The following is a 20713-nucleotide window of genomic DNA, read 5'->3' as shown; positions in this document are numbered from 1 at the left end:
CCAGCCGGGGCGCGGGGTCGTGCGGACCGAGGTGATCGGGTGGTCGGCGGGCAGCGTGACCTGCAGGGCCACCGTGCCCGCCGTCTCGCTCTCGGTGGGGACGCGCAGGGCGATGACGGCGTAGCTGCCCTGCTCGGCGGTTGCGGGCTGGGCGGTCACGTGCGCGAACGCGGGGCTCGCGCCGGCGAGGGTGACCGCGGCTGCGGCCACGAGGGCGGCGCCGGCGCGCAGGGCGTACCGGCGGGGGGACGAAGGCATGGATGCTCTCCGAAGGGGTCGGTGACGTGCGGGAACGGTGTCAGCACGGCACCGGGGGACCCCGGCGGGAACGCGCGAGTGCGAAGGCCTGGGCCAGCCGCGCGGGCACGGCGGGCCCCGCGACCGCGAGCGTCGGGAGCGGCCGGTCGGCCGGGGGCGGCGTGAGCCGGCGCGGCAGGATGCGCCGCAACGCCGCGGCCAGCGCCGCGGCGCCGCGGTCGGCGTGGCGCAGCGCGAGCGCCGTCACGACCGTGGTGACGGCGTGCATGGCGACCATCGCCGGGCCCGGGTGGGACGGGTGCAGCAGCTCGAGCGCCGTGTGCAGCGCGACCTGCCCGCCCGCGAGCACCGCGAGCGTCGACACGAGGCCGGTGCAGCGGCTCGCCGGCCCGGTGGAGGCCCAGGCGAGCAGGGGCAGCACCGGCACGAGCACCGCCAGGTCGGGGAGCGCGCCCCCGCCCGCCGCGTGCCCGACGGCCGTGAGCAGCGCGCTCAACCCGGCCAGGACGGCGCCCCGGAGCACACCACCACCCGGACCGCTCATCACGGGGGACGACCGTAGCCGCAGCGTGACCCGGGGCAGTCGGCGCACCCTTTCGGGTGAACGCGGCGCGACTCCACACACCCCGAGCACACCCGTGGTCGGTGCCGTCGCCCGGGGCGGGCTCGGCAAGCGCCTGGTTGCGCCTCAGCCCTGCACGCCGAGGTGGTTCAGCAGCGCGACCTCGAGCCGGTCCAGCTCGGCGCCGATGGAGCGGTAGGCGGTGCGCCGGCGCGGGCCGGGCATCTGCTCGGCGGCGCGCACGGCGACGGCGAGGTCGGCGAGGCGGGGGCGGGTGTCGGCGGCGAAGCGCCGCGCCGCGTCCGTGCCGTGCGCCTCGTCGCCGGACTCGATCTTGTCGAGCGCCTCCGCCATCCGGGAGATGCGGGCGTGCAGCGCGCCGCCCGGCCCCGAGTAGGCGGCCAGCTGGCCGGGTTCCACGCCGAGGCGGGCGGCTCGGTAGGCGTCCCAGCGGCTGCGCGCGACCGTGGCGGCGGCGAGCGCGTACGGCGCGAGCAGCGGCGCGACCGCCTTGCCGATGCCGATCATGCGCTTCGCCCGCGCCGGGGTCAGCGGCTTGCGGGTACGGGTGGCAGCCCCGATGGCATCGCCCGCTTCGGGCGCCGACCGGCGTCGCAGCAGCCCCATCCGCTCGCCCCTCCTCGTGCCCTGTGGTGATCGAAGCCTAGTGGCGCGCGCCCGTCGCGGCGGGGCGCGGCGCGCACCGATGTGGTGAGGCGTACCCCGCGCGACGGCCGATTCTGCGCCGGTTGTCGGCACCGGTCACTACCCTTTCGTACGTGACGGCGATCGAGAACCGGTTCCCCGCGGTGGAGCCCACCAGCGGGCGACCGGTCCTCGACGGCGCGGCCACCACCCGCTGTCGCCGTCGGATCCACCTCGACCACGACCCGGAGGCGGCGTCGTCGCCCCGCGCGATGCCGGACCCCGCGCTCGAGCAGCGCCGCGCCGACGCCGCGGCCCACCGCGAGCGCATCGGCGCCCGGCTGGCCGCCGACCTCACCGACGACTGGTGCGAGATCCCGGCCGACCTCCCCGTGGCCGAGCGGGTCGAGGCCACCGCGAAGGCGGTCGCCGCGGGCGCCCGGCTGATCTGGCGGGCGGCGCTGCCCACCGACCGCGCGGCGGGCCGGCGGGGGAGCCCCGAGCTGCTGGTCCGGGTGCTCGGCGGCGGGTACGTGCCGGTCATCGTCGTGCACCACCGCATCACCGACCCGGGCACCGGGGCTCTCACCACGACGCTCGACCGCCCCTGGCCGCAGCACGCCGCCCTCGACGAGCGGCGCAAGGTGCGCTCGCAGCCGCGCGACCTGCTGCGCCTGGCCCACCTCAACCGGATGCTGCACGCCGCGGGCTGGGCGGCGGCGCCCCACCTCAAGCACGGCGACCACGGCGGCGTCATCGGCCTCGACGCAGACGTCGTCGTGTGGCACGACCTGCGCGCGGGCCACTGGCCCGGCGGCCGCTCCACCCTGGCCGAGTACGACGCCCGGTTCGCCGACCGCATGGCCGTGGCCACCGCGGCCGCCACCGGGGCGCCCGCGCTCGCCGAGCCGAGCCGCATCACCGAGTGCAGGCGCTGCCCGTGGTGGCCCACCTGCGAGGCGGCGCTCGAGCGGGCCGAGGACGTGAGCCTCGTGGTCCGCGGGGAGCTGGCGGGCGTTCTGCGCGAGGTCGGCGTGGGCACGGTGAGCGCGCTGGCCGCGCTCGACCCCACCGCCGCACCCCCGGTGGACGTGCCCGGGCTGCCGTTCGCCGACCTCGTCGCGCTCGCGAGGGCGCGCAGGCGCGGGCTCGCGGTCGTGCGGCGGGTGGCGGAGGTCGACGTGCCGCGGGCCGACATCGAGGTCGACGTCGACATGGAGAGCTTCGGCGAGGCGGGCGCGTACCTGTGGGGCGCCCTGCTGCGCCACCCGGGCGGGCGGCTGCCCGGCGACGAACCCGACGGCTACCGCGCGTTCGCCACCTGGGAGCCGGTGCCCACGCAGGACGAGGCGCGGTCGTTCGCCGAGTTCTGGACGTGGCTGTCCGCGGTGCGGGCCCGGGCCGCCGCGACGGGGCGCACCTTCGCCGCCTACTGCTACAACGAGCAGGCGGAGAATCGCTGGTTGCTCGCCTCGGCCACCCGGTTCGCGGGCCTGCCGGGCATCCCCACGGTGGGCGAGGTGGAGGAGTTCATCGCCCACCCCGGCTGGATCGACCTGTTCGCCGTGGTCAGCGAGTGGTTCCTGTGCGCGCACGGCAAGGGGCTCAAGCGCATCGCGCCCGCCGCGGGCTTCACCTGGCGCGACCCGGAGGCGGGCGGGGAGAACTCGATGCGCTGGTACCGGGGCGCCGTCGGCATGGACGGGGCGCCGCCCGACCCGCGGCAGCGGGAGCGGTTGCTGGCCTACAACGCCGACGACGTGCACGCCACCCAGGCCCTGCGGGAGTGGATGACCTCCCCCGCGGTGAAGCAGGTCCCGCTGGCGGCCGACCTGTAGCGCGGCTCGCCCGATTTCGTTTCCCCGGAATCAACGAAACCGTTCGGTGGGGGCCGGTGGAAGGTGATTCCCGGCGCTGTGGGAAAATGTTACGTTTTCGCGCACCGCGGGCTCGACTCCGGTCGGTGACCAGCACCGTTGACAGTGCCACCCGAACGGACCTACCTTGGCCCTAATGTAAAGCCATTCCTATACGCGTTGTAGTGTTCGCCTTCAGCGCAGAGCTGGGGACGCCCGCGGGGGGCCGATGAACGAAACGAAGGCCAAGGTCGTCGTCGACCACCTGTCGGTGACGCTCGGGGGCAACCACATCCTCGACGACATCGAGCTCTCCGTCGGTGAGCACGAGTTCGTGTGCATCATCGGCACGTCGGGCGGCGGCAAGACCACCCTGCTGCGGTCCGTGGCCGGCCTGCTGCCGCCCGCGGGTGGCACGGTGCTGCTCGACGGCGAGGAGATCACGGGCCCGACGCCCCGGATCTCGATGGTCTTCCAGCACTTCGGTCTCTTCCCGTGGAAGACGGTGCGGGCGAACGTCGAGTACGGGCTGCGCGTGCAGGGCCGCACCGGCTACACCGAGCGCGTCGACGAGCTGCTGAAGATCATGAATCTCAGCCACGCCCAGAACCGCTACCCCCACCAGCTCTCCGGCGGGATGAAGCAGCGGGTGGGCATCGCACGGGCGCTGTCCATGGAACCCGAGCTGCTGTTGCTCGACGAGCCGTTCAGCGCGGTCGACGCGATCACCCGCGAGGTGCTGCAGAACGAGGTGCTGCAGCTGTGGGAGCGCAACCCGAGCATGTCGGCGATGCTGATCACCCACGACGTCGACGAGGCGATCCTGATGGCCGACCGGGTCGTGGTGATCGCGGGCCCGCCGGGCCGGGTCGCGCTGGAGGTCCCCGTGTCCATCCCGCGGCCGCGCTCGGCCCGCTCGGTGCGCTCCCACGAGTCGTACGCCGACCTGCGGGAACAGCTGTGGAACGCCCTGCTCGTGGAGAAGGCATGAGCGCCGTGACCGAAGAGCCCGGGACGGGCAGGCCGGCCGCGCAGTCGCGGTCCAGGCAGATGCGCGGCGTCCAGCGCCCGCTGTCGCCGACCGCGAAGTGGACGCTGCGGCTCACGTCGCTCGTCGCGATCGTCGTGGCGTGGGAGCTGTACGGCAGGTCGGTCAACCCGGTGCTGCTGTCGTCCCCGAGCGCGATCGTCAGCGCGTTCTTCGAGATGATCGCCGACGGCACGCTGCCGAAGGCGATGCAGGAGAGCCTCGTCGTGCTGGGCGTCGGTTCGCTGATCGGCGTCACCGCCGGGCTGGTGATCGGCCTCGCGGCCGGCCGCAACCAGATCATCGCGGCGCTGATCGAACTGCCGCTCAACGCCCTCTACGCCACCCCGACCGTCGCCCTGATCCCCGTGATCGTGGTGTGGTTCGGGTTCGGGCCCACCGCCAAGACGGTGGTGGTGCTCCTGTTCGTGCTCTTCCCCGTGCTGATCAACACCATGCGCGGGGTGCAGGAGGTCGATCGCGAGCTCGTCGAGGTGGCGCGCTCGTTCTGCTCCGGCGAACGCCGGATGTGGTTCGACCTCATCCTCCCGTCGGCGCTCCCCTACGTGGTCACGGGCCTGCGGCTCGCGATCGGGCGGGCGCTGATCGGGGTGATCGTGGCCGAGTTCTTCACGGCATTCGCGGGTCTCGGGTACCTGATCGTCACCAACGCCAACAGCTTCCGGACCGACCGCACGTTCGTGCCCATCCTCGTGATCGCGGTACTGGGCGTGGTCCTCACCGCGCTGCTCGAGGTGATCGAGCGCCGCGTCGTGCGTTGGTCGGCGAGAGACTGAGAGGTCTTGATGTCTTCACGATCGCGCAAGTTGCTCGCCGCTGCCCTCGTCGCGGTGTCCACGCTGGTCGCCGGGTGCGGGGCGCTCGACGAGGAGGCCGAGGCGGCGTCCGGTCGCTCCTCCGTGCTCCGGGTCGGCCTGCCGACGGGCGTCACGAGCTTCGCCAACGCCGACATCGTCGTCGCGCAGCAGAAGGGCTTCCTGGCCGACTACGGGGTCGCGGTCGACATCGAGAACCTGCGCTCCGGCGTCTCGGTCGTGCAGGCGGTCGAGGAGGGCGAGCTCGACGTCGGCGCCGCCAGCATCGAGCCGGTGATCAACGCCGTCGCCGGCGGGAGCGACCTCGTCATCATCGGCGCCTACAGCGACCGCCTCGCCGTCGCCGCGGTCACCCCGAGGGAGATCCTCACCCCGGCCGACCTGCGCGGGCGCCCGCTCGGAGTGCAGGAGGTCGGCGCCTTCCGCGAGGTCATGACCCGCCTCGTGCTCCAGCAGGCCGGCCTCACGCGGAACGACGTGCAGTACGTGCCGGTGGAGGCGCAGTCCTACCTCGCGGCGCTGGTCGACGGCCGCATCCAGTCGGCGATCCTGCAGACCGAGCAGGCGGTCGCGGCAGCCCACGCCTACGGCAACCTGCACGTGCTGTCGAACCTGTTCGACATCGTCCCGAACTACCACTACGGCACGTTCTTCGTGAAGCGGTCGTGGCTGGAGGAGAACCGGGAGCGGGCCGAGCGGCTGATGACGGCCATCACCAAGACGCACCGGTTCATGTACGACAACAAGGCCGAGACGGTGCCGATCGTGGCCGACGCCACCGGCTTCGACGACCTGATCATCTCCGAGGCCTACGACATCCTCCTGCGCGACCGGCAGGTCTTCCCGCTCAACACCGGCCTCGACCCCGACCGCATCCAGAACACGATCGACACGATGGACCAGCTGGGGATCCTCGAGAACGGCGCGCCGCCGCTCGACCGGCTCCTCGACACCGGCCCGGCCACCGCTGCGATCAAGCAGCTGGGCGAGCGCGCGGGCAGCAGGCGCTGAGCGCGCGGGCACCACCGCCGGGAAGCACGTGCGACCACACCCGGCCGCTGTAGCCGGGATGTGGAAGACCGTTCCACCGGCGGTGGTGCCCGCGGATCGTTCCGGCCGTGGTCCCGCGGTCCCGGCACCTGCCGGGGTGCGCGACCTGATCGACCGCGCCCGCGCCGCGCCGCTCGACGTGCCGTCGCTCGCCCGGAGCGCCCACGTCTTCCGGATCCCACTTCAACCGCTCGTTCCAGGCCGCGTTCGGCGAGAGGCCCCACCGGTACCCGCTGCGCAGGGGATGGAGCGGGCGAAGGCGCTGCTGCGCGCGGGTGACCTGCCGGTCACCGAGGTCTGCCGCGCCGTCGGGTTCACGAGCCCTGGCCCGTTCACGCCCGGTTCCGCCGGTTCGTCGGCGAGAGCCCCGCGGCCCACCGGGTTCGGGCCGGCCGCGACGGGCTCGCCGCCATCCCCTCGTGCCTCGTCCGCCGCCACACCCGCCCCGCGGGTTGAGCGGTTCTGGAGAAGCTCCTCCGCGGGCCGCGCCCCTGGCGTCCCCCCGCACGGAGACCGTGACCTCGGCGGACGGGACCACCACCGCCTTCGACCGGATCGGCCGGGGCCGCCCTCGTGCTCGTGGCGGGTGCCTGGTGCGACCGCGCCGTTGACGCGCGAGCGCGGCCGGCCTCGGCGCGCACCTCACCGTGCTCGACCACGACCGGCGCGGCGATGCGCTCGAGCTGTTGCTGACGGTGGTGGGCTTCTCGGCCGAGGGGATCGAGGGCATGCGGCGCTCGCCCTACCGGGCGCGGGGCGAGCCGATCGCGCCGACGCCGGCGTACGACGCCGCGGTGATGGGGGACGGGAGCATCCCGCGGGAGCGGTTCGCCGCGATCGCCGCCCCGACGTCGGTGCTCACCGGCGGCGCGAGCCCTGGCCGGATGCGAGCCGCCGGCGAGGCGACGCGGCGGCGATCCCGGCGCGGTGCACCGCGGGCCGCCCGGGCTGGCGCCCGACGTCGACCCGGACGCGCCGGCCGCGGCGGCCCGGGAGCGGGCGGCCCGACGCTCGGCGGCCGTGATCACCGGGTTCGCGCTGGTCTGCCTGAACGTCCTCGACCTCGACGAGGCCGAGCGGTTCTCCGTCGACGTCCTCGGTTCCGAGGTCGGCATCGAATGAGGAGGTGGACGTCTTCCGATGGCTGACCGTGCACCCGTCGGGCCGGCCCGGGACGCCGATGAAGCTGGTCGTGCCGGAGCCACCGGCGGTCGAGGAGCCGATCGCCGGCAGCTGCGCAGCCTCCTCGCGCGGGCCAGCTCGGGATCGGCGCCCTCGAGACCGACGACTGCCGGGCGGCGTACGAGCGGCTGAAGGCGCGCGGCGTCGAGTTCATCGAGGAGCCGGAGGAGCGGTTCCACGGGGTCGACGCCGGCGTTCCGCGACCCCATCGGCAACCACTGGCGCCCTGACACAACCGCGGCGGCTCGACGAGATCCGAGGGGCCATCGGCTGATCCGGCGTGTTGAAGATCATTATGGAGCCTGATGATGTAGCGTCATGCTGTAACGACGTTCCAGCAAGGGGTTCCAGTGTCCACACGCACCCGAGCCGCGCGCGCCGAGCGCGCCATGGCGACGCGACAGCGCATCGTGGCAGCCGCGATGCCGCTGTTCGTGCGCGACGGGTACGTGGAGACGACGATGGCGGGCATCGCCCGCGCGGCGGGTGTTGCGGTTCAGACGCTCTACCTGTCCTTCGGCAGCAAGGCGGCCGTCCTGGAGGCCGCGCTCGCCTCGGTCTCCGACGACCAGCCGAACGAGTGGCTCGCGCACGTGCGGGCCGAGCCGGACGGCCCGGCGGCGCTGCGCCGCTACGTCGACCAGGCCGCGCAGCAGGTCGAGCGGCGGTTCCCCCTCGACGCGGCGCTGCGGGCCGCCGCGGCCGACCCCGAGCCCGCCGAGCTGCTCGAACGTTCCCGGCAGGCCGAGCTCGCGGTGCACGCGCAGGCGGTGGACGAGCTCGCCGAGAAGCCGGGGTTCACCACCCGGATCTCGCTGCAGCGCGCCACGGAGATCGTGGCCACCGTGCTGTCCCACGAGACGTACGGCCTCCTCGTCGGCACGCACGGCTGGCCCGCCCAGGACTGGACGGACTGGGTCACCCGCCACCTGGAGGCCGACCTCTTCCCGGAGTAGCGCGGATCGTCGGGGGACCGCGCCACACTGGGGGGCATGGCCATCGTCCGTTCCGTCGTCGACGCGCCCGCACCGATCGGCGCGCTCACCCTCGGCGTCACGCCCGCGGGGCTCGCGCTCGTCGCGTTCGGCCGTCGCCCCGAGGCGGTGGAGCGGGCGGGCCGGCGGCTGGGCGTGCCGGTCGTGGACGGGGAGGGCGGTGCGGCGGCGCAGCAGCTCGCGGAGTACCTGGCGGGCGAGCGGCGGCGGTTCGACGTGCCGCTCGACTGGTCGCTCACCTCGGGGTCGCAGCGCACCGTGCTGCAGACGCTGCGCGACACCGTGCCCTACGGCGCCACCGTCACCTACGGCGAGCTCGCGGACCGCAGCGGGCTGGGCACGGCGTACACGGCGGCGCGCGGCGTCGGTTCGATCATGGGCTCGAACCCGATCCCGGTGGTCGTCCCCTGCCACCGGGTGCTCGGATCCGACTCGCTCGGCGGCTTCGGCGGCGGCCTCGCCGTCAAGGAGTGGCTGCTGGCGCTGGAGGGCGTCCTCACGCCCGCACTCGACTTCGGGTAGCCCGGCGAGGTAGGTACGACGTGTGACGGACAGCGTTGTCGAACTCGACGTCTTCGATCCCCGCACGTTCGCGCGCGGTGTGCCCCACGAGGCGCTGCGCGTGCTGCGCGACACCGACCCGGTGAGCTGGCAGCCCGAGCCCGAGGTCGGGATCTGGCCTGCGGGGCCCGGATTCTGGGCGATCACCCGCTACGACGACGTCAAGCACGTGCTGCGCACGCCGCAGGACTTCTCCTCCGCGCTCGGCGCCACCCAGATCCGTGACCCGGACCCGGACGACCTGCCGTTCCTGCGCCGGATGATCCTCAACATGGACCCGCCGGAGCAGCTGCGGCTGCGGCGGATCGTCACCGGCACGTTCACGCGCAGGCGCCTGGAGTCCTTCGCCGGCGTCGTGCGGGAGCGGGCGGCCGCGCTGCTGGGCGCCGTCGCCGGGCGCGGGCGCTGCGACCTGCCGCGCGAGGTCACCGACGACTTCCCGCTGCAGAACCTCTCCGACCTGCTCGGCGTGCCCGCCGCCGACCGGGCCCTGCTGCTGGAGTGGACCAACCGCGTCATCGGCTACCAGGACCCCGAGCACGCCCACGTCGTGCTCGACGAGCAGGGGCGCCCGGTCAACCCGCGTTCACCGGCGCAGCTCGCCGACATGTTCGCCTACGCGGAGGAGCTCGCCGAGCGCAAGCGCGCCGAGCCGGCCGACGACCTCATGACCGCGCTCGTCCAGGCCGAGGTCGACGGCCAGCGGCTCACCGACGCCGAGCTGAAGATGTTCTTCTTCCTGCTGGTGATCGCCGGCAACGACACGGTGCGCAGCGCGCTGCCCGGCAGCGTGCTCACGCTCGTGCAGAATCCCGACGCCTACCGGCAGCTGCGCGAGCACCCCGAGATCCTGCCGTCGGCGATCGAGGAGCTGCTGCGCGCGCACCCGCCGGTGCTCACGTTCCGGCGCACCGCCACCCGCGACGTCGAGATGCACGGCAAGCGGATCGCCCGGGGCGACAAGGTCGTCGTGTACCACGTGTCGGCCAACTTCGACGAGCGGCACTTCCCCGACCCGCACCGCGTCGACCTGACCCGCGAGCCCAACGACCACCTGTCGTTCGGGCAGGGCCCGCACCTGTGCCTCGGCGCGGCGTTCGCCCGGCTGCAGATGCGCGAGTTCTTCACCGAGTTCCTCCGGTTGCCGCAGGTCGAGCTGGACGGGGAGCCGCGTAGGCTGGTCTCGAACTTCATCAACGGCATCACACATCTCCCGCTGCGCTGGTAGCGGCGCGAACGGCCGACTCTGTGGGAAAGTTGAACCAACAGAGGACTCACCACGGCGGAGAAGATGGCAACGAGAACGGTCGCCGGTGTCGACGGACGCATGTGGACGGTGCGCCGCAAGATCGAGTGGTCGCTGCCGGCCACCGGCGACGACTTCGAACACGACGTCGACGGTGGGCGCGGGGCGGCGGTGCTCATCCTGTCGGCGCTGTTCGTGTTCTGGCTGATCATCATCGTGTGGCGGCCCGAGGGCGTGCACATCCCGTGGTTCCTGTACGCCGTCGGCATCGCCGTCGTGCTGTTCTTCCCGATCCGCTGGCTGCTGCGCCGGCCGTACACGATCGTCGCCGAGACCGCGGGCGGCTACGACCTGCCCGCGGAGCGCTGGACCGGCCTCGTGCGGGGCGGCTCGAAGGCGAGGGAGGAGGTCCGCATCGTCATCCGGCGGATCCGCACCCACGGCACGCCGGGCTACGCCGACAGCCCCCTGCAACCGGTGAACTGATGCCCGAGCTCCCCGAAGTCGAGGCGCTGGCCCACCACCTGCGGGAGCACGCGATCTACCGCCCGGTCGCGCGCGTCGACGTGGCGAGCATGAGCGCGGTCAAGACCTACGACCCGCCGCTGCAGGCGCTGGCGGGCCGGGTGGTCACGGGCGCGTCCCGCTACGGGAAGTTCCTGTCCGTCGAGTTCGCCGACCGGCCCGACGAGCCGCTGCACCTGATCACGCACCTGTCCCGCGCGGGGTGGCTGCGCTGGCACGACTCCGCGGGCGCCGCGCCGCCGAAGCCGGGGCGGGGGCCGCTCGCGCTGCGGGTGCACCTCGACTCCGTCGGCGGGCCGGGGTTCGACCTCACCGAGCAGGGCACCCAGAAGCGCCTCGCCGTCTACCTCGTGCCCGACCCGCAGCAGGTGCCGGGGATCGCCCGGCTCGGACCCGACGCGCTCGCCCTCACGAGGGACGAGTTCGCGGCCCTGCTCGACGGGCGCACCGAACGGATCAAGACCCTGATCACCGAGCAGCAGGTGATCGCCGGGATCGGCAACGCCTACAGCGACGAGATCCTGCACACCGCGCGCCTGTCGCCCTACGCGACGGCGGGCAGGCTGCCGGCCGACCGGGTCGACGAGCTCTACACCGCCATGCGCTCCGTGCTCACCGACGCCGTCGAGCGCTCGGTCGGGCAGGGCGCGGCGCAGCTCAAGGGGGAGAAGCGCTCCGGGCTGCGGGTGCACGGCCGGACCGGCCTGCCCTGTCCCGTCTGCGGCGACACCGTGCGGGAGGTCTCCTTCGCGAGCAAGTCCTTCCAGTACTGTCCCGCCTGCCAGACCGGCGGTAAGCCCCTTGCCGACCGGCGGCTCTCGCGCCTGGTGAGGTAGGAAGGTGGAACGTGGCTGAGCTGCTGGGCAGCTCCACGGCGCTGCTCGTCGCCGGTGGCGTCATCATCGTCATGGTCATCCTGCTGGTGTGGCTGATCCTCAAGAACCGGCGCAACACCTTCGCCACACCGCTGGAGCGGGCGACGTTCGCGACGCTGCACACGGTCGCGCTGGCGGCCCCCGCGCTGCGCGAGGGCCTCTCGCCGAACTCGGCCGCGATGGCGCTGCCGTACCTGCGGCAGCTGCTCGACACGTGCGCGCTCGCCATGACCGACAACCGCGGCACCACGCTCGCCTGGGACGGTGACGCCGACCAGCACGAACCGGACGTCCGCTCGCTGGCCGACCAGGTGATCTCCACCGGTCGCCAGCAGGTGCTGTCGCACACCGCGCTGTCGTGCGAGCACCCCAACTGCGCGGTCAGGGGCATCGTGGTGGTGCCGCTGGAGACCGACGGCTCCATCGTCGGCACCCTCGCCGCGCTCACCACGTCGACGGCGGGCCCGGTGCTGCTGCGCGCGTCGGCCGAGGTCGCCCGCTACGTGTCCAGCCAGCTGGAGCTCGCCGAGCTCGACGAGTCGCGGGCCCGGCTCAACCGCGCCGAGGTCAGGGCGCTGCGGGCCCAGATCTCGCCGCACTTCGTCTACAACGCGCTGACCACGATCGCGTCGTTCATCCGCACCGATCCGGTGCGCGCCCGCGAGCTGCTGCTGGAGTTCGCCGACTTCACCCGCTACTCGTTCCGCAGCGCGGGCGAGTTCACGACGCTGCAGGACGAGCTCACCAACATCGAGCGCTACGTGCGGCTGGAGAAGGCCCGCTTCGGCAACCGGCTCAACATCAAGCTGCAGATCGCGCCCGAGGTGCTGTCGGTCGTGCTGCCGTTCCTGTCGCTGCAGCCGCTGGTGGAGAACGCAGTGCGGCACGGGCTGGGCGGCAAGCCCAACGGCGGCACGATCACGATCACCGCGGAGAACGCGGGAGCGGAGTGCGTGATCATCGTCGAGGACGACGGCATCGGCATGGACCCCGCGCGGTTGCACGAGGACCTCGAGGACGCCCACCAGTCCGGGGCGCACGTCGGGCTCGGCAACGTCGACGACCGCATGCGCTCCACGTTCGGCGCCGACTTCGGCCTGGTCGTGGACACCGCGCCCGGGGAGGGCATGAAGATCACGCTGCGGGTGCCGAAGTTCCGCGCGGGCATCCGCGTCTGACCGCACTCGGCGGCGACTCGCGCGCACCCGACCCGCGGCTCGCGGTTCTGCGGCTTCACGATCTTGCGAGCGGCGCACAGCCGCGTAACGTGGCCGTATGGACGTGATCCGCCTCCCCGACCGGCTGGCCTCCCGCCTCCCCGGCCGCCTCGGCGACCGCAGCGACCGGCCGGTCGTGACGATGTTGCGGCTGCACGGCGTGATCACGGCGACCACCGGGCCCGTACCCCGGTCGGTGATCAACGCGCAGGCCATGGAGAAGCCGATCGAGCGGGCGTTCGCCCCGGACCGGCTGGCGGCGGTCGCGCTGCTGGTCAACTCGCCGGGAGGGGCGCCGACCCAGTCGGCGCTGGTGGCCGACCGCATCCGCGGTCTCGCCGCCGAGAAGGGCGTTCCGGTGCTCGCGTTCTGCGAGGACGTCGCCGCCTCCGGCGGCTACTGGCTCGCCTGCGCCGCCGACGAGATCTACGCGCACTCCACGTCGATCGTCGGCTCGATCGGGGTGATCAGCCACGGCTTCGGGCTGCACGGCCTGATCGATCGGATCGGCGTGCAGCGCAGGCTCTACACGGCGGGCGAGGCGAAGTCGCGGCTCGACCCGTTCCTGCCGGAGAAGCAGGAGGACGTCGAGTGGCTGCGCGGCCTGCAGGACGAGCTGCACACCATGTTCCAGGACTGGGTCCGCGCCCGCCGCGGTGATCGCCTCCGCGACAACGGCGAGCTCTTCACGGGCGAGGTCTGGACCGGGGCCAAGGCCGTGGAGCTCGGGCTGGTGGACGGCATCGGCACCCCGCGCGGGGTGCTCGGGGAGCGTTTCCCCGACGCCGACCTCGTTCCGGTGGAGGGGCGCAAACCGCTCCTCGCGCGGCTCGGGTTGGCCGCTCCCGCCGCCGCTACCAGCATGATCGGCACGGACGCCCTCCTGGGGCTCGCCCAGGCGGCCGAAATACGGGCCGCATGGGCGCGGTACGGTTTGTAGCGCGGCGTGACCGGACGAACCCGATTGGTGCTGGGCTCTGGCACTCACACGGATTCGCCGTCACCATGGTCGACGGAGTTGGGGCAGGCGTCCCGGCCCCGGCCCCCGGACACGCAGGATGAGGAGATCGTGGACAGCAACGACAGCTCCGGCGGCCTGGTCGTCCTCGCGGTGGACGACGAGCTGCCCGCTCTCGAGGAACTGGCCTACCTGCTGAGCGAGGACCCGCGCGTCGGAACGGTGCTCAAGGCATCGGACGCCACCGACGCCCTCCGCATCCTGAACAGCCGGCAGGGTGTCCGCGAGGCGGCGGCGGCCGGTCCGGCGCACCGCGGGCTCGCCGACCCGGTGAGCGGTACCAGGGTCGCGGACCGCACGCACGTCGAGATCGTGTTCCTCGACATCCGCATGCCGGGCCTCGACGGCCTGGAGTTGGCCCGCGTGTTCTCGTCCATGGCCCAGCCGCCGTCGGTCGTGTTCGTCACGGCCCACGACGACCGCGCCGTCGACGCCTACGAGGTCGGTGCGGTCGACTACCTGCTCAAGCCGATCCGCTCGGAGCGGCTGGCCGCCTCGATCGACCGCATCCTCGCCAACCGCGCCGCCACCGTCGCCGAGCCGCAGCCGGAGCAGAGCACCGAGGACGAGGTCATCCCGGTCGAGCTCGCCGGCACCACGAAGCTCGTCCCGCGCTCGGCCGTCCGGTACGTGGAGGCGCAGGGCGACTACGCCCGCCTGCACACCAACGAGGGCAGCCACCTCGTGCGCATCCCGCTCTCGGTGCTCGAGGACCGCTGGCGGGAGGCCGGGTTCGTGCGCATCCACCGCTCCTTCCTGGTGGCGCTGCCGCTGGTCACCGAGTTGCGGTTGTCCGGCTCCGGCTACGTCGTCCGGGTCGGCAGCGGCCCCGACTGCGCCGAGCTCCCGGTGAGCCGCCGCCACACCCGCGAGCTGAAGGACCGGCTCGTCCGCGCGACGAAGCAGGCGTGGAGCCAGCGGTGACCACCTTCACCGACGGCGCGCCGCCGTCGGTGACCCCCGAGCCGGACGACGGCTCGGTCCCGCACCGCGCCGATGCCCCTGACCCGGATCCCGACGGCGGATCCGCGTGGTTGCACGAGGAGATCCAGCGCCGCATCGCCGAGAAGGCGGCCGCCGGTGGCGGCGGGCGGCACGCGCGCCGCGGCGAACCCACCTCCACCAGCTCGGCCGAGTACGTCGCCCGCCACTCCGTGGCCACCCCCGGCCCCGGTGCGCCCCGCCCGGGACCGGTGGGTGGGCAGATGTCGCAGGCGAGCGAGCTCCTGCGGCGCGAGCGCACCGAGTCCGCGAGCGCCCAGCCCGTGTGGTCCGGGCCGCCCACCCGGCCCGCCGAGGGCGCGCCCCCCGCGGCGGAACCGGCATCGGCGGACCGGCCGGCGGGCTCCCTCCGCCCCGGTGCCGCGGCGGCCGCCGCGATGCGGGGGGCCGCGCGCGGGCGGGCGCAGAAGGCCGCGAGCGCGGGCGCCACCCCGGTGCCCGCCGGGGACGCCGCACCGCCGCGTCCCGACCCGGTCGCCCCCGACGCTCCGCCCGATCCGGCGGCGACCACTCCGGTGGCGGCCACCCCCGCCGAGACGGCGCCCGTGGAGACCCAGCCCGTCGAGGCCACCCCGCCCGCCGCTGCTGCCCAGCCGGTCGCGAACGACACCGCGGTCGGCGACCCCGCCGGCACCGACGCCGCGGTGAACGACGCCGCGGTGAACGACGCCGCGGTGAGCGCCGCGCCGACCGGGCCCCTGCCCTCGCCGCCGCCCGCCGTGCCGACGGGGCCCGCGCCCGGCGCCGACCCCGCCCAGCAGCGCGCGCCGGAGCCGGCCGCCCCCCAGCCCGAGGTCCCCGACCCCGTCGCGGCCGAGCTCACCGCGCCGGTCGAGCCCGTCCCCGCGGACCCGCCCGCCGATCCCGCTCCGGGGATCACCGTGCCCGAGCAGCGCGGTCCCGGGCAGCTCGGTACCGCCCCGCCGAGCGCCGGGCAGCCCCCGGCCGGCCAATCCGCGGCCGGACAGCCCGGTGCGGGGCAGGCCGCCTCCTCGCCGTCCGACCAGTCCGGCGAGCAGCGCCAGAGCAAGCGGGTGCGGGTGGTGCTCGCCGAGCGCAAGAGCGTGGCCCGCCCGGTCCGCACCGTGATCACCATCCAGGAGAGCTCCGGGGTCGGCGAGCTGCTCCGCACCAACCTCATCGGGTCGCAGCTGGCCATCGCGCTGCGGTTCGCGATCGGTGCAGGCCTCACGCTCGGGCTGCTGCCGCTGCTCTTCGCGATGGTCCCGGAGCTCGGCCGCGTCGAGGTCCTCGGGATCCGGCTGCCGTGGCTCCTGCTCGGCGTGCTCGTCTACCCGTTCCTGTTCGGGCTGGGGTGGTGGCACACCCGCACGGCGGAGCACCTCGAGCAGAACTTCGCCGAGACGGTCCAAGACTAAGATCAGCTCGTGAACACCCCGGCGCTGGTCGCGCTCAGCGCGATCGGGTTGGTCGGACTCGCCTCGGCGCTGATCGGGTCCTACGGCGTCCGCATGGCCCGCAGCACGTCGGACTTCCTCGTCGCCTCGCGCACGGTCGGGCCGGTGGCCAACGCGGGTGCCATCTCGGGGGAGTACCTGTCGGCGGCGTCGTTCCTCGGCATCGCGGGCCTGATCCTGCGCGAGGGCGCCGACGCGCTCTGGTACCCCGTCGCCTTCGTCGCGGGCTACCTCGCCCTGCTGCTGTTCGTGGCGGCGCCGCTGCGGCGCAGCGGCGCGCACACCGTGCCCGACTTCGCCGAGTTGCGGCTCGCCTCCACCGCGCTGCGCCGGCTGTGCACGGCGGTCGTGCTGGTGATCGGCTGGCTGTACCTGCTGCCGCAGCTGCAGGGTGCCGGGCTCGCGCTCACCACCCTCACCGGCCTGCCCGCCTGGACCGGGGTCGCCGGGGCCGGCCTCGTCGTCCTGCTCACGGTCGTGGGCGGCGGCATGCGCTCGATCACCTTCGTGCAGGCCTTCCAGTACTGGCTCAAGCTCACGGCGCTGCTCGTCCCCGCCCTCGTCGTCGGCTGGCTGTTCCTCGGCGACGCCCGCAGCTTCGACCGGCCCACGTCGCCGCGGTTCACCCACGACACCACCGTGGACGTCCGGGCCGACGTCCTGCTCGCGGTGACCGAGCCGGTGCGGGTGCGGGTCGACGGCACCGTGAACGGCAGGCAGGAGCGGGGCGACGTCACCTGGTTGCCCGGGCGCTACGAGGTCGAGGAGGGCACCGACCTGCGGTTCGCGGCCGGGGCCGCCGTGCCGACGGTGGACGGATCGCCGACGACCGACCGCCAGTGGCTCGAGACGATGACGGGCGGGGCCGCCGACCAGCTGCTGTCGATCTACTCGGTGCTCGTGGCCGGGTTCCTCGGCACGATGGGCCTGCCGCACGTGCTGGTGCGCTTCTACACCAACCCCGACGGGCGCGCCGCCCGCCGCACCACGGTGATCGTGCTCGCGATGATCGGCGGTTTCTACATCCTGGTCACGCTGCTCGGCGCGTTGACCCGCCTCTACACGCCCCAGCTGCTGGTGAGCGGCGAGACCGACGCGGCCGTGCTGCTGGTGCCCACGGCGGTGCTCGGGCAGAACTGGGCGGGATGGCTGCTCGGCGGGCTGGTGGCGGCCGGCGCGGCCGCCGCGTTCCTGTCCACGTCGAGCGGGCTGGTCGTGAGCCTCGCCGGCGTCCTGTTCACCGACGTGATGAAGGGGCGGTGGAGGGACTTCCGGCTCGCCGCCGTGCTGTCGATCATCGTGCCGCTCGGGCTCGCCCTCTCCGTGACGCGGCTGGATTTCGCGCTGACCGTGCCGCTCGTGTTCGCGGTGGCCGCCGCGACCTTCTGCCCGCTGCTCGTCCTCGGCATCTGGTGGCGGGGCCTCACCCCGGCAGGGGCGATCTCGGGGGTGCTCGTCGGCGGGGGCCTGTCCGCGGTTGCCGTCACGCTGTCGCTGTTCGCGGTGGTGCCGCAGGGCTGGATCGGGGTGCTGCTCTACCGGCCCGCCATCGTCACCGTTCCGCTCGCGTTCCTCACGATGATCGTGGTCAGCCTGAGCACCCGGGCCTCGATCCCGCGTGACGTCGACCGGTCCCTGATCATCCTGCACGCCCCCGAGCAGCTCGGACTCTCCCGCGACCGGTTCGACCGGCCTGGCTCGGTGTGACGCCCAACATACGTGTAGTGGTCACGGCGGCGTGCCGTTGACATAGTGTTGCCGTGACGACAACCGGCATCATCGCGCTCGTGGCCATCGGCCTCGTCGCGGTGGCGTCGGCCGTGATCGGGTCGATCGGCGTGCGCGTGGCGCGCAGCACCTCCGACTTCTTCGTCGCCTCGCGCACGGTCGGCCCGATGGCCAACGCCGGCGCGATCTCCGGCGAGTACCTGTCGGCCGCGTCGTTCCTCGGCATCGCCGGTCTCATCCTCCGCGACGGCGTCGACGCGCTCTGGTACCCGGTGGGCTACACCGCGGGCTACCTCGCGCTGGTGTTGTTCGTCTCGGCCCCGCTGCGCCGGTCGGGCGCGTACACGGTGCCGGACTTCGCGGAGTACCGCCTGCGCTCCGGGGCGCTGCGCCGGATCTGCGCGGTGTTCGTCGTCGTCATCGGCTGGCTGTACCTGCTGCCCCAGCTGCAGGGGGCCGGCCTCACCGTCGGCACGGTCACGGGGCTGCCGGACTGGACCGGGGCCGCGGTGGCGGCGGTCCTCGTGGTCGCCACCGTGGTGCTGGGCGGCATGCGCTCGATCACGTTCGTGCAGGCGTTCCAGTACTGGCTCAAGCTCACCGCGCTGGCGCTGCCCGCGATCGTCGCCTCGATCTTCTTCATGAGCGACGACCGGACCTTCGACCGGCCCGCGCCGCCGCACTTCCCCGACCGCGCCACCGTCGACGTCCGCACCGACGTGGAGCTGCAGGTCGTCGAGCCCATCCAGTTCACCGCCACCGGCGTGGTCGACGGCCGGGCGGTGGTCGACGGACCGGTCCGCTGGGAGGCCGGGCGGCACACGGTCGAGGCGGGCGCCGAGCTCGAGTTCCCGGCCGGGGCGGCGGTGCCCGTGGTGGTGGGGGCACCCGTGAACGACTCGGCGTGGCTCGCCCCCTTCTCCGGCGGTCGCGAGCACGGCCTGCTCGGCACCTACTCGCTGATCATCGCGTTGTTCCTGGGCACGATGGGGCTGCCGCACGTGCTGGTGCGCTTCTACACCAACCCGGACGGGGCGGCGGCGCGGCGCACCGCGGTGTTCGTCCTCGCCCTGCTCGGCTGCTTCTACCTCGCGGTCACGCTGCTCGGCGTGCTGTCGCGGCTCTACACGCCGCAGCTGCTGGTGAACGGCGACACCGACGCAGCCGTCCTGCTGCTGCCGACCGCCGTGCTGGGCAGCGGGCTCGCCGGTGCGCTGCTGGGCGCGCTGGTCGCCGCGGGGGCGTGGGCGGCGTTCCTGTCCACGGCGTCCGGGCTCATCGTGAGCGTGGCGGGCGTGCTGTCCACCGACCTCATCGGCAGCAGCCGGATCCGGGACTTCCGGCTGGCGGCCGTCATCGCCGGTGGGGTGCCGCTCGCGCTGGCGCTGGGCGTCACGCGACTGGACTTCGGCGAGGCGGTGGCGCTGGTGTTCGCGGTCGCCGCATCGACGTTCTGCCCGCTGCTCCTGCTGGGCATCTGGTGGCGCGGGCTCACCGCGGCGGGCGGCATGGCCGGCGTCCTGGTCGGCGGGATCACGTCGGCGGGGGCGGTCTCGCTGGGCCTCGCCGGGGTCGTCGAGTCCGGCTGGCTGGGCGTCCTGCTCTACCGGCCCGCGATCGTCACCGTGCCGGCCGCGTTCCTGACGATGATCGTGGTGAGCAGGCTGACGGCGCGGCGGCGCCCGGTGGACGCCGACCAGGTGCTCCTGCGGATGCACGCGCCGGAGCGGCTCGGCCTGTCCCGCGACCGCCTCGCGGACAGCCACCATCCCACGTGGTGAGAGTTCTCCCCCCGGAGTGGGTAACCGACGTGGGTGAAACGCGGGTCACCTTCGTTCCGGTACGTCCGGTCGGGACCGTTCGTCCGCCGTTCGTCGACCACTCGTCCCGGTGCTGCCGCCATCGATCGTGAGCTCGGCGCGACAGTTGCGCGACGCTCGCCATCACCCACCTGGAGTATTCCGACGCGGGAGTGCGGCTCAACTATCGTTCGCCCCGTTGTGCCCCCGGAAGGCGCGGCGACGATGCAGTGCGCGGACGGAAGAGAACGGAGACGCCCGTGAGTGCCACAGGCGAACGATCTACAGGCACCATCTACGAACAGATGCAAGCCACTCCAGAATTCGCCGACCTTCGCCGGAAACTCAGGCGGTTCGTCTTCCCGATGAGCGCGGCGTTCCTCATCTGGTACCTGCTCTACGTGCTCCTGGCGTCGTTCGCGCCCGGGTTCATGGCCATTCCGGTGGTCGGGAACATCAACGTCGGCCTCGTCATCGGCCTGCTGCAGTTCGTCACCACGTTCGTGATCACCACGGTCTACGTGCGTTACGCGAACCGGCATCTCGACCCGGCCGCTGAGAAGATCCGCGAGCAGATCGAAGGTGCCGCATGAGCTTCCTCGCCCAGGCAGCGACGCCTCAGGGTGTCGGCAGCCCCCTGCTGAACATCAGCATCTTCGCCGCATTCGTCGTGGTGACGCTGGTCGTGGTGTTCCGCGCCAGCCGCAGCAACCGGACGGCCGCGGACTATTACGCGGCGGGCCGGTCTTTCACCGGGCCGCAGAACGGCGTGGCGATCGCGGGTGACTACCTGTCGGCGGCGTCGTTCCTCGGCATCGCCGGTGCGATCGCGGTGAACGGCTACGACGGGTTCCTGTACTCGATCGGGTTCCTGGTGGCGTGGCTGGTCGCGCTGCTGCTCGTGGCGGAGCTG

General features: G+C 73.4%; 21 protein-coding genes and 1 pseudogene. 19 read left to right on the top strand and 3 right to left on the bottom strand.

Going from position 1 to position 20713, the window contains the following annotated elements:
* From VKZ81_RS20410 to VKZ81_RS20400, 3 genes are all read right to left on the bottom strand, one after another.
* On the bottom strand, window positions 1-258 hold a 258-nt coding region (locus VKZ81_RS20410), incomplete at its 3' end, for a DUF1775 domain-containing protein (protein ID WP_324243216.1).
* Between the two features lie 40 nt (window positions 259-298).
* Window positions 299-805: a hypothetical protein gene (locus tag VKZ81_RS20405; RefSeq protein ID WP_324243215.1), complete on the bottom strand. Its 507-nt coding sequence runs from the start codon at window positions 803-805 to the stop codon at window positions 299-301.
* A gap of 141 nt (window positions 806-946) precedes the next feature.
* Complete coding sequence (locus tag VKZ81_RS20400) at window positions 947-1579, bottom strand: DUF6474 family protein (protein ID WP_324243214.1); 633 nt, start codon at window positions 1577-1579, stop codon at window positions 947-949.
* A 20-nt stretch (window positions 1580-1599) separates the two neighbouring features.
* Here VKZ81_RS20400 and VKZ81_RS20395 point away from each other — a divergent pair, with 20 nt between their 5' ends.
* The 19 genes and pseudogenes from VKZ81_RS20395 to VKZ81_RS20310 all read left to right on the top strand — a co-directional run.
* Entirely contained in the window at window positions 1600-3303 is a 1704-nt protein-coding gene (locus VKZ81_RS20395; protein WP_414709428.1) for a TM0106 family RecB-like putative nuclease, read from the top strand.
* 247 nt (window positions 3304-3550) lie between these two features.
* Window positions 3551-4312, top strand: a complete 762-nt coding sequence (locus VKZ81_RS20390) for an ABC transporter ATP-binding protein (protein ID WP_324243213.1) — start codon at window positions 3551-3553, stop codon at window positions 4310-4312.
* A complete protein-coding gene (locus VKZ81_RS20385; protein WP_324243212.1) occupies window positions 4309-5145 on the top strand; it encodes an ABC transporter permease in 837 nt (278 codons plus the stop codon). The genes VKZ81_RS20390 and VKZ81_RS20385 overlap by 4 nt, the downstream gene beginning before the upstream one ends.
* Before the next feature lie 9 nt (window positions 5146-5154).
* On the top strand, window positions 5155-6195 hold the full coding sequence (locus VKZ81_RS20380; protein WP_324243211.1) for an ABC transporter substrate-binding protein: 1041 nt from the start codon (window positions 5155-5157) through the stop codon (window positions 6193-6195).
* A gap of 966 nt (window positions 6196-7161) precedes the next feature.
* The gene (locus VKZ81_RS20375; RefSeq protein ID WP_324243210.1) at window positions 7162-7356 is read left to right on the top strand and encodes a hypothetical protein; all 195 of its coding nucleotides are present in this window, start codon (window positions 7162-7164) and stop codon (window positions 7354-7356) included.
* 122 nt (window positions 7357-7478) lie between these two features.
* Window positions 7479-7646, top strand: a pseudogene (locus VKZ81_RS35175) (VOC family protein); the annotation flags it as partial.
* A 159-nt stretch (window positions 7647-7805) separates the two neighbouring features.
* A complete protein-coding gene (locus VKZ81_RS20370) occupies window positions 7806-8372 on the top strand; it encodes a TetR/AcrR family transcriptional regulator (protein ID WP_324243209.1) in 567 nt (188 codons plus the stop codon).
* Window positions 8373-8408: 36 nt separating this feature from the next.
* Window positions 8409-8933, top strand: coding sequence for a methylated-DNA--[protein]-cysteine S-methyltransferase (locus tag VKZ81_RS20365; RefSeq protein ID WP_324243208.1), 525 nt, complete (start codon window positions 8409-8411; stop codon window positions 8931-8933).
* A 22-nt stretch (window positions 8934-8955) separates the two neighbouring features.
* Window positions 8956-10200 (top strand): cytochrome P450, encoded by a 1245-nt coding sequence (locus VKZ81_RS20360; protein ID WP_324243207.1) that lies wholly within the window; start codon window positions 8956-8958, stop codon window positions 10198-10200.
* Between the two features lie 63 nt (window positions 10201-10263).
* Window positions 10264-10704 (top strand): hypothetical protein, encoded by a 441-nt coding sequence (locus VKZ81_RS20355; RefSeq protein ID WP_324243206.1) that lies wholly within the window; start codon window positions 10264-10266, stop codon window positions 10702-10704.
* Complete coding sequence (locus VKZ81_RS20350) at window positions 10704-11579, top strand: Fpg/Nei family DNA glycosylase (protein ID WP_324243205.1); 876 nt, start codon at window positions 10704-10706, stop codon at window positions 11577-11579. The genes VKZ81_RS20355 and VKZ81_RS20350 overlap by 1 nt, the downstream gene beginning before the upstream one ends.
* Window positions 11580-11590: 11 nt before the next feature.
* Window positions 11591-12796, top strand: a complete 1206-nt coding sequence (locus tag VKZ81_RS20345; RefSeq protein ID WP_324243204.1) for a sensor histidine kinase — start codon at window positions 11591-11593, stop codon at window positions 12794-12796.
* 106 nt (window positions 12797-12902) lie between these two features.
* Window positions 12903-13775 (top strand): S49 family peptidase, encoded by an 873-nt coding sequence (locus tag VKZ81_RS20340; protein WP_324243218.1) that lies wholly within the window; start codon window positions 12903-12905, stop codon window positions 13773-13775.
* 129 nt (window positions 13776-13904) lie between these two features.
* A complete protein-coding gene (locus VKZ81_RS20335) occupies window positions 13905-14777 on the top strand; it encodes a LytR/AlgR family response regulator transcription factor (protein ID WP_324243203.1) in 873 nt (290 codons plus the stop codon).
* The gene (locus VKZ81_RS20330) at window positions 14774-16234 is read left to right on the top strand and encodes a hypothetical protein (RefSeq protein WP_324243202.1); all 1461 of its coding nucleotides are present in this window, start codon (window positions 14774-14776) and stop codon (window positions 16232-16234) included. Before VKZ81_RS20335 ends, VKZ81_RS20330 begins: the two co-directional genes overlap by 4 nt.
* A 9-nt stretch (window positions 16235-16243) precedes the next feature.
* On the top strand, window positions 16244-17980 hold the full coding sequence (locus VKZ81_RS20325; protein ID WP_324243201.1) for a sodium/solute symporter: 1737 nt from the start codon (window positions 16244-16246) through the stop codon (window positions 17978-17980).
* A gap of 53 nt (window positions 17981-18033) precedes the next feature.
* A complete protein-coding gene (locus VKZ81_RS20320) occupies window positions 18034-19782 on the top strand; it encodes a sodium/solute symporter (RefSeq protein WP_324243200.1) in 1749 nt (582 codons plus the stop codon).
* A 323-nt stretch (window positions 19783-20105) separates the two neighbouring features.
* A complete protein-coding gene (locus VKZ81_RS20315) occupies window positions 20106-20393 on the top strand; it encodes a DUF485 domain-containing protein (protein ID WP_324243217.1) in 288 nt (95 codons plus the stop codon).
* On the top strand, window positions 20390-20713 hold a 324-nt coding region (locus VKZ81_RS20310), incomplete at its 3' end, for a sodium:solute symporter family transporter (RefSeq protein WP_414709426.1). The genes VKZ81_RS20315 and VKZ81_RS20310, both read left to right, overlap by 4 nt.

The sequence above is a fragment of the Pseudonocardia sp. genome (assembly GCF_035305885.1).
Lineage (GTDB): Bacteria > Actinomycetota > Actinomycetes > Mycobacteriales > Pseudonocardiaceae > Pseudonocardia.
This window is presented reverse-complemented; position numbering and strand designations above follow the sequence as displayed.